Below are 12,466 nucleotides of genomic sequence, written 5' to 3' on the forward strand. Positions count from 1 at the left end.
TAACGCGCTTGTGTTCTTCCATAAGTCGTCCCTGACATATCTTCCCATGGGACGGTTTCCTCGTCGGCAGAGGGCCCGCGATGACCATGGAGGATCAAGATGGAAAAGCCCGTCGTCACACAGGCGATGATCAATGCCTATGATGAATATACGCATCTGACGCTCGACCGCCGCGCTTTCATGGAAAAGCTGACGAAGCTCGCCGGTTCGGCAGGTGCCGCCGCAGCCATCGCTCCGTTGCTTTCGGCCAACAAGGCGGCTGCCGAAATGATCAAGCCGGACGACGACAGGCTGGAGGCGAAGGATGTCACCTATCCCGGCACCAGCGGAGATATGAAAGGTTATCTCGTCCGGCAAAAGAATGTGTCTGCGCCGGCGCCGGGCGTCATCATCATCCACGAAAACCGCGGCCTCAATCCGCATATCCGCGATGTCGCGCGCCGCATGGCGCTGGAAGGCTTTGTCGCTCTTGCCCCCGACTTTCTTTCGCCGCTCGGCGGAACGCCTAATGACGAAGACAAGGCTCGCGACATGTTCGGCAAGCTAGACCGAACGATGACCGTTTCCAATGCCGAGGCGAGCCTGAGCTATCTCGCCAATATCGATGGCGTCAACGGCAGTGTCGGAGTGGTGGGTTTCTGCTGGGGCGGTGGTCTTGCCAATCTTTTTGCAACCAAATCGCCGGAATTGAAGGCGGCAGTCGCCTATTACGGGATGCAGCCGCCAATCGAGGACGTGCCGACCATCAGGGCAGCGCTGATGCTGCACTATGCCGGTCTCGACGACCGCACCAATGCCGGCATCGATGCCTATCGCGACGCGCTGGCCGCCAACAACAAGACCTTCGAAATCTACATCTATGACGGAGCCAACCACGCCTTCAACAACGACACATCAGCCGCACGCTATGACAAGACCGCGGCAGACCTCGCCTGGAAGCGCACGGTGGATTTCCTGAAGAAAAACCTTGCCTGAGCAGGCCGCAACCGAGTTCGCCGCTTGACTACTGCTGCTTGAGATCGGGACAGTCAGCGCATCGTTGATCACCAGCAAATAAGGCGATTCCTGCTTCGGGACGTACTAATTCGGGCCTTCGTGGCCCCGTTTTTTCATTTTGAGATATAATACTTAAAATTGAAATATCCATGTTTACGCGGCCTGAACGCGGTCGTGTGATATCGAGACGAACCTCTCCGGTTCGAATCCGGCTACGGATCGTTCGATGTCAGACGATGGAAACAGGATGAGCCCAGACAGATTGTCCCGCATCAGGCCACGCAGGCAGCCTCAGCAGGAGCGCAGCATACAGCGCGTGGATGCAATTCTTGCCGCTGCGGCCAAGTTGATTGCCGACAAGGGCGTAAACGCGATGAAGATGACGGAGTTGGCCGTCGAGGCCGGCGTGCCGATTGGTTCGCTCTACCAGTATTTTCCGGAAAAGGCGGCAATCGTCAAAGCGCTGTTCGATCGTCATTCGGTTGCGGTCCAGGCGAAGAGCGAAACAGCTTTCGCCTCGGTGGAATCGCTCGACCATGCGCTGGATATCGTCTGCTCGATTATCGATTGGTACTATCGGGAGTACCGCAACGATCTTGCCTATCTTGGCGTCTGGCTCGGTACCGAAACCGATAAGGACCTGCTTCGCTTGAATATTCAGCATAGCAAGCGCTCGGCCGAGATATTCCGAGAGGGCATCAGCCATCTCATTCCGCCAGACAGCCGTATCGACATGCAGGCGAGAAGCTATATGTTCAGCCATCTGATCGGCGCATCGATCCGTCTGGCGGTCATGAGCGACGACGAACTCGCGGCCCGCATGCTTGCGGAATGGAAGACGGTGATCCGGGCGACGCTATTTGCCGAACCGGATCCCGCCTGACGCTCACCAGCTGGGAAGTATCTGCCCCGACCGCATGCGCGGATAAATGCGCGTGATGGACTTCACATCGCCTTCCAGATCGTCGTCGACCATCGGTGGCGTCATGTTGTCCAGGCAAGCCGAAATATGCGCGGTGATGGCGTTCATGAGGGAAGGCGATACGCCGGCGCGCTTCATGATACCGATCTGCACTGGGGGCAGAGGCGGAAAACCATCGGCCTGGCTCAGTACCTTCATCCCGGTGCGCAGCGCGGATTCCGGCACGACGGAAACGGCCATGCCGGCGAGCACCGCTGCGGCAACAACCGTACAGGACCAACTGGTGAACAGGATCTGATAATCGCGGCCGACGGCATCCAGCGTCGCACAGGCGACCTGCCGCCACTGACAGTCGCGGCGTCCGACCGCAAGCGGCACCGGCGCATCCTCGCGGATCGGATGGTTCGCGGAACTGACCCAGCAGAGCGGCTCGGTACGCACTACATCCGAGACCCGAAGCCGCGGATTGTGCGTTACCAGCGCAATATCGAGCTCGCCCTTGAGCATGCGATCGGCAAGGTCGGGCGATGGTTCGCAGACGATATACATCTCGACATTCGGATGGGTCTTGGCGAAACGGCCGATGATCTCGGGCATGAAGCGATCGGCATAGTCGTCAGGCGTACCGATCCGCAACGTGCCTTCCAGCCTGTTGTCGTCGAAGGCGGCGATCGCCTCGTTGTTTAGCCGGATGATGCGCCTTGCATAGTTGAGCAGCTTCTCGCCCTCGGCGCTCAGCCGGTTGCCGCGGCCGTCCTTGATGAAAAGTTGCTTGCCGACGCGCTCTTCCAGGCGACGCATCTGCATCGAGACGGCGGACTGCGTCTTGAAGACGCGATCGGCCGCCTTCGTGAAGCTGCCGGAATCCACGATGGCGATGAAGGTCTGCAACTGATCGATATCGAGCGGCGTGGCCATGGGTTCCACCTATAAATGTACTTGATGATAATCATTAGAAACATTCGTTGGACTGATCAATAGGGCTTTGGCATCTTTCGATTGCAAATCAGCACAGTGATCGACCGGACAGCCTGCCTCGTCCGGGGATTTCAGCCTTCGCTCGTCCTTGGGACCTCCCGGGGAAGGGGAGGGCCGCTGTGTGCCGAAAGGAGGATATCATATGCCTGAACAGATATTGGACTGCGACCTCGCAACGTCCCGGCGACCGACGATGGTAGCGCGTATTGTGCTTACCCTTGCAACAGTGACGTCCCTTTTGGGCGCACTGCGAAATCGCAAGGAGATCAGCAGCCTGTACGATCTCGACGACAACCAGTTGCGCGATATCGGATTGACGCGTCACGACTTGGATTCGGCGTTTCTATCCTCGGCCTACTTCGAGGATCCGTCGAGCCATCTGACTGCAGCCGCCAGCCGGCGTGTCAGCCGCCGCTCACGCATGGCCTTTCTGGACTCGTTGCGCCGATAGCGGTTGACGTCAAACAGTTCCCCGCAGGGTGATAGCCAATAGCCCTGCCTTTTACCCGGTGTTCGGTTTCCCAACCAGCACCGGGTTTTTTTGTTCGCTTTGTAAGTGATCGCTTACTTTTTTGCGGGAGCAGACGGCGTATCCGACGGCTTCAGATAGGTATCGAAGATGGCTTCCATGTTCTTCTGATAGTTCTTCTGAACCTCGAGACCGCTGTCGAACATGGCGTTGAGCATGTTGGTATATTGCGCCATGTCGATGCCGGCTACAGCCGGCGGCGGCTCCTTGGCCGGCTCAGGCGGGCGGGCAGCGCCGCGCATCATATCCTGGAAAGCCTTGGCGAAGGGATTGTCGAGGAACGGATTGGCGGGCGCGCGCTCCGGTGCCTGTTCGCCGAACATCAGTTCCATCGCCTGGGTAAAGGGGTTGTCGAAGATGCTTTGCTGCGGCGTCGGCTTTTGCTTCGGCGCAAAGCCCATCGTCTGCAACCAGGTCTGCATCATCTCGCCCATGTCAGTGTTGAGGAAGGGGTTGGCTGCGACATTGATCTGCCCCGTCGTCTCCTTGAACAACCCGCCGACCAGCGTGTCGGCCATGACGGGCAACATCCGCTTGTAGATCTCCTGGCCGATACCCGTCATCTGCGCGGCTTGTGCTGCGATCGCCCGCGAGACGTCCTTGGAACCGAAGAGCCGCGCCAGCACATTGTTGCCATCGGCAATGCCCTCGGGCGTGAAGGCCTTGCTCATATCCTCGAAATACTTGGCATAGTTGCCAGACGCGATCGACTGCATCAGGCTGGTGAAATTATAGGGATCGGTGGCGCTACGCTTGAAGCCGGAGGAAAAGGCCGGCATCAGCGCGGCCATCGCCTTGGTGGTCTGTTCCTGGGCAAGGTTGAACTGCTTGCTCATCGCCTCCATCGCCGCCCCGTTCTGGGCCTGCATCATCATATCGAAGAGTGGCAGCATGGAAGTCCCCTTTTCCCCCGGGAAGCCCGGAATCGCATTGCCTATGGTGGTGGCAGTATAGCGGGAAAAGGGAGGGCGCAAACCGCTTTTTGCCGATTGCGCCTGCCCAAGAAAATTGCTGAAAATCGGTATGAAAGCCGATCGGTAGTCGGATCAGTACTGGTATTCCTCGAAGACGGGCTCGACCGACTGGTTCCAGCGGCCGTTATAGAGCATCAGCAGATCGTCCGCGAGCGTCCCCCGCTTGGCGAGCACTTCGTCGAGCGGCGCGAGGAACACGGTCTCGTCCTGACCTTCGCCATTCAACCGGGCGCGGGACTTCAATCCGAGGCGGGAAATTTCCACGACTTCGCGCGCGATGTCATAGAGACCATGGCCGCCGATCGAAGCCTTCAGACCCTCGACGGGTACGACGTCGCGCAGTGCGTTGACCTGATCATACGACCAATCCTTGGTCAGGACATCGGCAGCCTCGAGCGCACCATCGTCATAGAGCAGGCCGACCCAGAAGGCCGGCAGTGCGCAGATGCGCCGCCAGGGGCCGCCGTCGGCGCCGCGCATTTCGAGGAACCGCTTCAGCCGCACGTCGGGGAAGAGCGTCGACAGATGGTTCGTCCAGTCGCCCATGGTCGGCTCCCACGCGGCGACCTCGCCCTTCAGCGCGCCGTTCATGAACTGGCGGAAGGTGACATGCGTACAGTCATGATAGCGGCCGTCGCGCACGATGAAATACATTGGCACGTCGAGCGCCCATTCGACATAATGCTCGAAACGGAAATCGTCGCGGAAGGTGAAGTCGAGCAGGCCTGAGCGCTGATTGTCCGTGTCGCGCCAGATATCGCCGCGCCAGGACTTGAGGCCGTTCGGCTTGCCTTCGGTGAAGGGCGAGGAGGCGAAAAGAGCCGTAGCAAGCGACTGAAGCTTCATCGAGACGCGCATCTTTTTGCGCATGTCCTCTTCGGAGGAGAAGTCGAGGTTCACCTGGATCGTGCAGGTGCGGTACATCATGTCGAGACCCTTGGTGCCGACCTTCGGCATATAACGGGTCATGATGTCGTAGCGCGATTTCGGCATGCGCGGCGTCTCGGCCAGCGTCCACTTCGGGCTGCCGCCGATGCCGAGGAAGCGAATGCCCATCGGCTCGGCGATCTCGCGCACGGTTGCCAGATGCTGGTTCGATTCCTTGCAGGTCTGGTGCAGGGTCTCAAGCGGTGCGCCCGACAGTTCGAACTGGCCGCCCGGCTCGATGGAGATCGCGCCCATGCCATGGGGTTCGGCAAGGCCGATGATATTGCCGGCGTCGACGATTTCTTCCCAGCCGAGCTTGTCGCGCATGCCCTTGAGCAGCGCCGAAATGCTGGCGTCGCCAAGATAGGGAACCGGGCTGTTGTCGGCGCGGAAGAAGGCAAATTTCTCGTGTTCGGTGCCGATGCGGAAGCGCTCCGTCGGCTTGCTCCCCTCGGCAAGGTAGGTGGTGAGTTCGGAAACCGAAGAGAGCGGTGTCTGGTCGGTGGTGTCGCGGGCCATGGGATTACCTTGAACTCTGGAAAGGCCCGGAAAAACCTGAGGCCGACTGGGAAGGCTGATAGGACCGCACTCAGGTACGGTGCAAGTGAAATTCTTTCAATAGAGGATCAAAAAAATAGGATTTTACCTTGATCCCCTAAAACAGGAAAGTCAGTTCCAGTCGCCGATTGCGGCCTGAATGACCGCCATCGCCGCAACGGCCGCCGTATCCGCGCGCAAGATGCGGGGGCCGAGCGGGATCGCGGTGACGAAATCAAGGCTGCGCAGCCTTGCTCTTTCGTCTTCGGAAAACCCGCCCTCGGGACCGACCAGCAGGGCCAGATGTTTCTCCTTGATGCCAGACAGCAGCGGCAGCGGGTTCTGCCCGGCATCACCCTCGTCGCAATAGATGATGCGGCGTTCGCTCGGCCACCGATCGAGAAGCTCGGAAAGCTTCACCGGTTCCGCTACGTCAGGAATGGCGAGGATGCCGCACTGCTCGGCCGCCTCGACCGCGTTCGCCCTCAGGCGATCGATACTGGTGATCTTGCCCTGCACGTGCTGCGTCATGACCGGCTGCAAAATGCCCGCACCCATCTCGACGGCCTTCTGCACAAGGTAGTCGAGCCGGCCGACTTTCAGCGGCGCAAACAGATAGTGCAGATCCGATGCCGGCGGTTGCGGCCGCGTCTCCTCGACAGGCGTCAGCAGCAGGCGCTTGCGGCTTGGAAAGCTTAAGACTGCCCTCCATTCTCCGTCGCGGCCGTTGAAGAGCAGAATCTCGGCGCCGTCGCCCATGCGCAGCACGTTGACCAGGTAGTTGAACTGGTCCTGCCCGACCTCGATCCCGACGCCCGCTCGGATGTCTGCCTCGACGAAAAGCCGCTGCATGCGGAAGTTTGCGCGCATGATTGTCCCCGGTTGCTGAACGAAAGTCCCTTAAACGAAAAGCGCGGCCATGAGCCAGTAGGTGAGAGCAGCCAGCGTACCCGAAGCAGGAACGGTGACGACCCAGGCGGCGATGATGGTCATGAAATGCGATCGGCGCACCAGCAGGCGGCGATGCGCCTCATCCGGATTGTGAACCTTCGGATCCTCGATCTCCCATTGCTTCGCCCGCATGCGCATGTAGTTCGCGCGGCGCTTGGAATGCCGATTGTACCATTCGCGAAAGAAGCCGACGCCGAAGACGGCCCCAACGGCGATATGGGTCGAACTGACAGGCAGGCCGAACCAGGACGCAACGATGACCGTAAGCGCCGCCGACAACGCAACGCAATAGGCGCGCACCGGATTGAGCTTGGTGATCTGCTCGCCGATCAGCCGGATCAGGCGCGGCCCATAGAGGAGAATACCGACCGAGATGCCGAAGGCGCCGATCAGCGTTACCCATAGCGGCGCGTTGTTGCCGGAAAGAAGCGCCGACGCGCCCGAGCGCACGATCGCCGCCAGCGGCCCGATCGCGTTGGCGACGTCGTTGGCGCCATGCGCAAAGGACATCAGCGCCGCCGCGCCGATCAGCGGCAGGCGGAAGAGGGTGCGAAACGCGTAGTTCTTGTTTTCGAGGCCCTGCGATTGCGCGGCGACAAGCGGCCGCGCGGCAAGCCATGCCAGGCATCCGCACAGGATACCGAAGAGGATCGTGGAAACATCCGAGAACCATTCGGTCGGAGCCACCTGAACGGAGAGATAGGCCGCGAATGCACCTGCCATGACGCCGATCAGGATCGGGATCCAGTATCGCGCGGCGGCGATCTTGTCGTCGCGATAGACGATGAAAGTGTTGATGAAGAACAGGAAGCCGGCGGCAATCAGGCCGCCAAGGAGCGGCGTGAACACCCATCCCGCCGATATGACCGCCATGACGCGCCAGTTGACCAGCTCCGGTCCAACCGCCGCAATGCCCGCCCCCATGACGGCGCCGACAATCGCGTGGGTGGTGGAAACAGGCGCCTTCAGCCATGTGGCGAGATTGATCCAGACTGCCGCAGACAGGAGTGCGGCCATCATCAGCCAGCCGAGCTTGCCGTTAGTGGCGAATTGCGTGGTGTCGATGATATGGGTGGAGATCGTCGTGACGACGGGTCCGCCAGCAATGATAGCGCCGAGAACCTCGAAGATCGCCGCCATGACAAGCGCCTGCGACATGCCGATAGCCCGCGCGCCAACGGCAGCGCCGACATTGTTGGCAACATCTTTAGCGCCGATATTCATGGCCATGTAGGCGGCGAGCGCGGCAGCCGCGATGGCAAGCGTCGCATCGGGCCGGTCGAGCACGTAGATGCCGGCAAACAGCATCGCAAGGCCGAGGAAAATCAGACCGAAGCCGGGCGCCACCAGCCGCTGGGAGACGTGCTCGCTCGCATCCTCGACATAGCTTATCTTGTCGAGGTCCTTGTCGAGCTGTCGTTTCGCCAGTTTTACCGGTCGGTCAGGCATTCTGTTCCTTCTGTCGCTTGCCGTGCTCTACTGCCGCAACGGCAGCAATGCAACGGCGGCGATCACTTTGAAGAAACTTGGCCTTCGCTTGTTGTCTGCCGATTGCCCAGACGGCGGGAAAAGGCCAGGATCAGAGCCTTCAGCTCAGGTTCGTTGACGCGGTTTGCGGCTTCCTCGAAGGAAACCCATTCCAGCTTGCGCTCACCCTTTTCCTTGAAATTCTTGGCAAGGTCCGAGACTTCAAGCGCATAGACCTGCACCCGGCAGGCAATCTTGACGCCGTCGCGCAGCATCTTGTTATAGATGAAGGCGCCGAGCATTTCGGTCTCGACCGTGCCGCGCACGCCGGCTTCCTCATAGGCTTCCTGGGCAGCCACTTCGTGCGACAGCTTGCCCGACATCGGCCAGCCCTTCGGAATGACCCAGCGGCCGGTATCGCGGCTCGTCAAAAGCAGCATTTCCGGTTCGCCGCTCTTCTTCTTCACTCGATAGCAAAGCGCGCCATACTGCTGTCGCGGCGGGCGCCGAAACATGAGCTGCACATCATTTGCCAGTCGAGCGATAAGGGTCAATTGTCGGGTCACCTTTGAGTTTAGTAAAGAATCAGCCGTATATAAGCATTGTACGTTATACATATGGCACGTATCCGGTAAAAATGCGTATCCACCGGAAAATTTGATCTCCGTTACATATGGGAAACACGTCGCGATCCGGCCTTGGATCTCCGCCGAAGGATATCCTGAAAGCGACAATTCACAGGTATGGAATGCCGCTTATGTAATATAATCGTCCGGCACTTTCCATAGGTCGTCACGATGCTTTAGATGAAATCTATGTCTCGCCGTCTGCCGCCCCTGAATGCATTGCGCGTTTTCGAAGTCGTCGCCCGCTGCGGTAGCATTCTGAAGGCTGCCGAAGAGCTCGGCGTGGTGCGTGGCGCGGTCCGTCAACAGCTGACGGTGCTCGATGCGCATTTCGGCATGACGCTTTTCGAGCGAAACGGCCGCCGCCTTGAACTGACCGAAAAGGGCCGCAGCCTAGCCGAATCCGTCGCCGCCGCCTTCGGCATTCTCGAGCGGGCGGCTATGGAGCTCGAAGCCGCCGGCCGCCCGAAAATCAGGATCGGCGTACCCTCCGCCTTCGCAGTCTGGTGGCTGATGCCGCGGCTTGGCACTCTGCAGGCGGCACTGCCTGAGATCGATCTCGACATCATTCCCGTCACAGTTGTCGAGCCGCTGTCGCGTCATCCGGAATTCGACGCCGTGATCATGGGCGGCGAATATCGCCCGTCGCCGGATATAACGGCGATCCGTTTCATGGAGGACGAGTTCGGCCCGGTTGCCACGCCTGAGCTCGCCTCCCGTTTGAACCTCAATGACGGCCCCGATGCATTGGGAAAGGCGACCGGCCTCGGCATCCGCTCCGTACCGCGCCTGTGGGACGACTGGTTTGCCGAGAGCGGAGCACCGTCCCGCGGTTTCGCGCGGCTGCAGCAGTTCGAGGACCTGCTCCTGGCAATCGCCGCAGCCCGCTCGGGCATCGGTGTTGCCATCGCCCCGAAAACCGCTGTTGGCGATGACCTCGCACGCAAGACGTTCATCGCGCCATATGGCTTTATCCGCCGCCCGGCCGGCTTCAGCATCAGCTTTCGCACCGCGGATGCCACCAAGAAGCCGTTCTCGGCGCTTGGCGAGTGGCTGACGCTGCAGGGTTCGCTGGAGCTTTGAGATCGGCCAAAGTGCAGTTTTTCTGCTCCTTGGCGCAGATTTATGTCCATGGACAGATCGTCCATTGCCGATAGGAATGATGCCCGATCAATCTCTCAGGCCAGGTCATTCTCATGGACAATGCTTCCTCTTCTCTTTCCCGCATCGACTGGGTCGGCCGCAGCTGCCGCCTCTTGCAGGCGACCGCGTCGGAATTTCGCGATACGCGTCCCTTCGAAGGCTTGTCGATCGGGACAGGTATCCATCTTGAGCCGAAGACGGTGGCGCTGTTGATGACGCTGAGGGCCGGCGGCGCGCAGCTTGTCTGCACTGGCAACCTGAACAGCACCCAGCCCGAGACGGTGGAATACCTGCGCGGCCAGGGTATCAAGGTTTTCGCCACGCAGACGACCGACCTCGCTGAACACGCCGCAAGCCTGGACGCCATCCTTGCCGAAAAGCCGGACCTGCTGCTCGACAATGGTGGCGATCTCTTTGCCCGTGTCGCCGAGCGCCCCTATGCCAATCTGCTTGGCGGCACGGAGGAAACCACATCGGGCCGCACGCGGCTGATGCCCATGCGCGAGAAGCTGGCAATGCCTGTTCTCGTCATCAACGACAGCCCCATCAAGCAGTTTGCGGAAAACAAGCACGCCGTCGGTCAGAGCCTCTTCGAAAGCTATCTGCGCTTCACCAACCGCTCGACCAACGGCAAGCGGGTGACGGTTTTCGGCTACGGGGCCTGCGGCAAGGGCACGGCGGCCTGTTTCCGCAACGCGTTCTCGACCGTCAGCGTCGTCGATATCGACCCTGTCACCACGCTGGAGGCGCATCTCGACGGCTTCGTCACGCCGCTACGCGAGCAGGCAATCCGTTCTGCCGATATCCTCGTGACCGTCACGGGCTTTCCCTCGATCATAACAGCAGCCGACCTGCCGCTGATCAAGGACGGTGCAATCCTGATGAACGGCGGCCATTTCCCGCACGAGATCGACGTCGAAGCCTTCCGCAACAGCCCTGAGGTTAAAGGCGTCGATCGCTTCGAGGCCGATCACATCGAGACTTTCCACCTGAAGGATGGCCGCAGCTTCCATGTTCTGGGTGCCGGCCACATGGCCAACCTCGCCGGTCCGCGCCCCCTCGGCAATACCGTCGAATCCATGGACCTCGGCTTCACCCTGCAGGCTCGTTGCCTGGAGCGCGTCGCCAAAGGCAGCCTCGGCGCCGAAGCTTGCGTCGTTCCGGTTCCCGCGGATATCGATGCGATGGTGGCCGGCGCTTATCTCGACCTAGCGCGGTAAGGGTGTTGAGCGGGCGGCATTGGTCTTCTCCCCTCGGGGGGAACGGGGCGGCAGCCGGATGAGGGGGCCGCTCGCGCCGCACCTTGCTACTCGCTCACGCTCATAGCGTCGCTTCGTTCCTCCCCCTCATCTGCCCTTCGGGCATCTTCTCCCCTTGGGGAGAAGGGGGATCAGTGCGCACTCTCAATCCACCTCCACGACAAGCTTCCCATCCGCCCCACGGCTTTCGATCAGCGCATGCGCATCTCCCGCATTGGCAAAGGTGAAGCGGCGGCTGTCGAGTTTCGGCGCCAGCCTGCCGGCCTCTGCAAGCTTCGTCGCCTCAGCCATGATCTCGCCATGATGGGCACGGCCTTCGCCGCTGAGCAGCGGCAACAGCGTGAAGACGCCGGAATAGGTGGCGGCCTTAAAGGATAGCGGCGCCAGCGCATGGGTGCCCCAGCCAAGGCAACTGACGACATGGCCGAAACGGCCGACGGCTTGGAACGCGGCGTCGAGCCCCGCGCCGCCAACCGTGTCATAGACGAGGTCGAAACCTTTTCCACCGGTATGGGCCTTGACGTAGCTTTCGATGCTCTCATTCCGGTCGATCGGTGTCGCGCTCAGGCTTCTGATATCGTCGGCCTTGCTCGCGCTATCGACGGCATAGACATCGGCACCGGATGCCTTGGCGATCTGGATGACGATATGGCCGACGCCTCCCGCGCCAATGACCAGCACCTTCTGCCCAGCCTGCACATGGGCACGGTCGACAAGGCCCTCCCATGCGGTGATGAAGATCAGCGGCAGGGCAGCTGCCTCGCGCATCGATAGATTGCCGGGCTTGACTGCGAGCAGTCGCGCATCGACGGCAGCATATTGCGCTAGGGATCCCTGGATGCCGCCGACGCCACCGGTCATCCCATAGACCTCGTCGCCGACCCGGAAACCGGAAACGCCGTCACCGATGGCCTCGACGATCCCGGCAAGATCGATGCCGAGAATGGCGGGCAGGGGGTGGCGGGCATGCCCTGCTGCGCCCGCCCTGATCTTGGTATCCAGCGGATTGACGCCGCTCGCCTTGATGCGAACGAGAACCTCTCCCGTAGCCGGCGACGGCTGCGGTACCTCAGCCAGCCGGAAAGCAGCGTTATGGCTGTCGACGACGAGGGCTTTCATGACTGTTGAAGTGGACATCGCCTTGCTCCTTGGCTTTC

General features: G+C 60.6%; 12 protein-coding genes. 5 read left to right on the plus strand and 7 right to left on the minus strand.

Annotation, left to right across the window (positions count from 1 at the left end):
* Positions 1–99 precede the first annotated feature (99 nt).
* Positions 100–975: a dienelactone hydrolase family protein gene (locus DTW90_RS09455; RefSeq protein ID WP_149337858.1), complete on the plus strand. Its 876-nt coding sequence runs from the start codon at positions 100–102 to the stop codon at positions 973–975.
* A 268-nt stretch (positions 976–1,243) separates the two neighbouring features.
* Positions 1,244–1,879 (plus strand): TetR/AcrR family transcriptional regulator, encoded by a 636-nt coding sequence (locus tag DTW90_RS09460; protein ID WP_149337860.1) that lies wholly within the window; start codon positions 1,244–1,246, stop codon positions 1,877–1,879.
* Positions 1,880–1,882: 3 nt separating this feature from the next.
* Here the strand turns inward: DTW90_RS09460 and DTW90_RS09465 are convergent, their stop codons facing one another.
* Positions 1,883–2,836, minus strand: coding sequence for a LysR substrate-binding domain-containing protein (locus tag DTW90_RS09465; protein WP_149337862.1), 954 nt, complete (start codon positions 2,834–2,836; stop codon positions 1,883–1,885).
* Positions 2,837–3,089: 253 nt separating this feature from the next.
* On the opposite strand from DTW90_RS09465, the gene DTW90_RS09470 reads away from it, so the two are divergent.
* The gene (locus tag DTW90_RS09470; protein ID WP_245512652.1) at positions 3,090–3,347 is read left to right on the plus strand and encodes a hypothetical protein; all 258 of its coding nucleotides are present in this window, start codon (positions 3,090–3,092) and stop codon (positions 3,345–3,347) included.
* A 113-nt stretch (positions 3,348–3,460) separates the two neighbouring features.
* On the opposite strand, the gene DTW90_RS09475 is transcribed toward DTW90_RS09470, so the two are convergent.
* From DTW90_RS09475 to DTW90_RS09495, 5 genes are all read right to left on the minus strand, one after another.
* Positions 3,461–4,318, minus strand: a complete 858-nt coding sequence (locus DTW90_RS09475) for a DUF937 domain-containing protein (RefSeq protein WP_149337864.1) — start codon at positions 4,316–4,318, stop codon at positions 3,461–3,463.
* Positions 4,319–4,471: 153 nt separating this feature from the next.
* Positions 4,472–5,845: a glutamate--cysteine ligase gene (locus DTW90_RS09480; protein ID WP_149337866.1), complete on the minus strand. Its 1,374-nt coding sequence runs from the start codon at positions 5,843–5,845 to the stop codon at positions 4,472–4,474.
* A gap of 150 nt (positions 5,846–5,995) precedes the next feature.
* Positions 5,996–6,733 carry a 16S rRNA (uracil(1498)-N(3))-methyltransferase gene (locus tag DTW90_RS09485; RefSeq protein WP_132521370.1) on the minus strand — a complete coding sequence of 246 codons (738 nt, stop codon included), beginning with the start codon at positions 6,731–6,733 and terminating at the stop codon, positions 5,996–5,998.
* Between the two features lie 30 nt (positions 6,734–6,763).
* The gene (locus DTW90_RS09490; protein ID WP_149337868.1) at positions 6,764–8,263 is read right to left on the minus strand and encodes an inorganic phosphate transporter; all 1,500 of its coding nucleotides are present in this window, start codon (positions 8,261–8,263) and stop codon (positions 6,764–6,766) included.
* A gap of 62 nt (positions 8,264–8,325) precedes the next feature.
* Positions 8,326–8,835, minus strand: a complete 510-nt coding sequence (locus DTW90_RS09495; protein ID WP_149337870.1) for an NUDIX hydrolase — start codon at positions 8,833–8,835, stop codon at positions 8,326–8,328.
* A gap of 252 nt (positions 8,836–9,087) precedes the next feature.
* Here DTW90_RS09495 and DTW90_RS09500 point away from each other — a divergent pair, with 252 nt between their 5' ends.
* Both DTW90_RS09500 and DTW90_RS09505 read left to right on the plus strand, forming a co-directional pair.
* Positions 9,088–9,990: a LysR substrate-binding domain-containing protein gene (locus DTW90_RS09500; protein ID WP_149337871.1), complete on the plus strand. Its 903-nt coding sequence runs from the start codon at positions 9,088–9,090 to the stop codon at positions 9,988–9,990.
* Between the two features lie 113 nt (positions 9,991–10,103).
* Entirely contained in the window at positions 10,104–11,270 is a 1,167-nt protein-coding gene (locus DTW90_RS09505; RefSeq protein ID WP_149337873.1) for an adenosylhomocysteinase, read from the plus strand.
* A gap of 183 nt (positions 11,271–11,453) precedes the next feature.
* Here the strand turns inward: DTW90_RS09505 and DTW90_RS09510 are convergent, their stop codons facing one another.
* Positions 11,454–12,446 carry a zinc-dependent alcohol dehydrogenase family protein gene (locus tag DTW90_RS09510; RefSeq protein ID WP_149337875.1) on the minus strand — a complete coding sequence of 331 codons (993 nt, stop codon included), beginning with the start codon at positions 12,444–12,446 and terminating at the stop codon, positions 11,454–11,456.
* Positions 12,447–12,466: the final 20 nt, after the last annotated feature.

This window comes from Neorhizobium sp. P12A (genome assembly GCF_008365395.1).
Lineage (GTDB): Bacteria > Pseudomonadota > Alphaproteobacteria > Rhizobiales > Rhizobiaceae > Rhizobium.

Bases quoted from the DNA above. Each gene is read 5' to 3' on its own strand.
- DTW90_RS09475 (WP_149337864.1), bottom strand. From the start codon at position 4,318: ATGCTGCCACTCTTCGATATGATGATGCAGGCCCAGAACGGGGCGGCG.
- DTW90_RS09490 (WP_149337868.1), bottom strand. From the start codon at position 8,263: ATGCCTGACCGACCGGTAAAACTGGCGAAACGACAGCTCGACAAGGAC.
- DTW90_RS09455 (WP_149337858.1), top strand. From the start codon at position 100: ATGGAAAAGCCCGTCGTCACACAGGCGATGATCAATGCCTATGATGAA.
- DTW90_RS09505 (WP_149337873.1), top strand. From the start codon at position 10,104: ATGGACAATGCTTCCTCTTCTCTTTCCCGCATCGACTGGGTCGGCCGC.
- DTW90_RS09500 (WP_149337871.1), top strand. From the start codon at position 9,088: ATGAAATCTATGTCTCGCCGTCTGCCGCCCCTGAATGCATTGCGCGTT.
- DTW90_RS09485 (WP_132521370.1), bottom strand. From the start codon at position 6,733: ATGCGCGCAAACTTCCGCATGCAGCGGCTTTTCGTCGAGGCAGACATC.
- DTW90_RS09480 (WP_149337866.1), bottom strand. From the start codon at position 5,845: ATGGCCCGCGACACCACCGACCAGACACCGCTCTCTTCGGTTTCCGAA.
- DTW90_RS09470 (WP_245512652.1), top strand. From the start codon at position 3,090: ATGGTAGCGCGTATTGTGCTTACCCTTGCAACAGTGACGTCCCTTTTG.
- DTW90_RS09460 (WP_149337860.1), top strand. From the start codon at position 1,244: ATGAGCCCAGACAGATTGTCCCGCATCAGGCCACGCAGGCAGCCTCAG.
- DTW90_RS09510 (WP_149337875.1), bottom strand. From the start codon at position 12,446: ATGTCCACTTCAACAGTCATGAAAGCCCTCGTCGTCGACAGCCATAAC.
- DTW90_RS09465 (WP_149337862.1), bottom strand. From the start codon at position 2,836: ATGGCCACGCCGCTCGATATCGATCAGTTGCAGACCTTCATCGCCATC.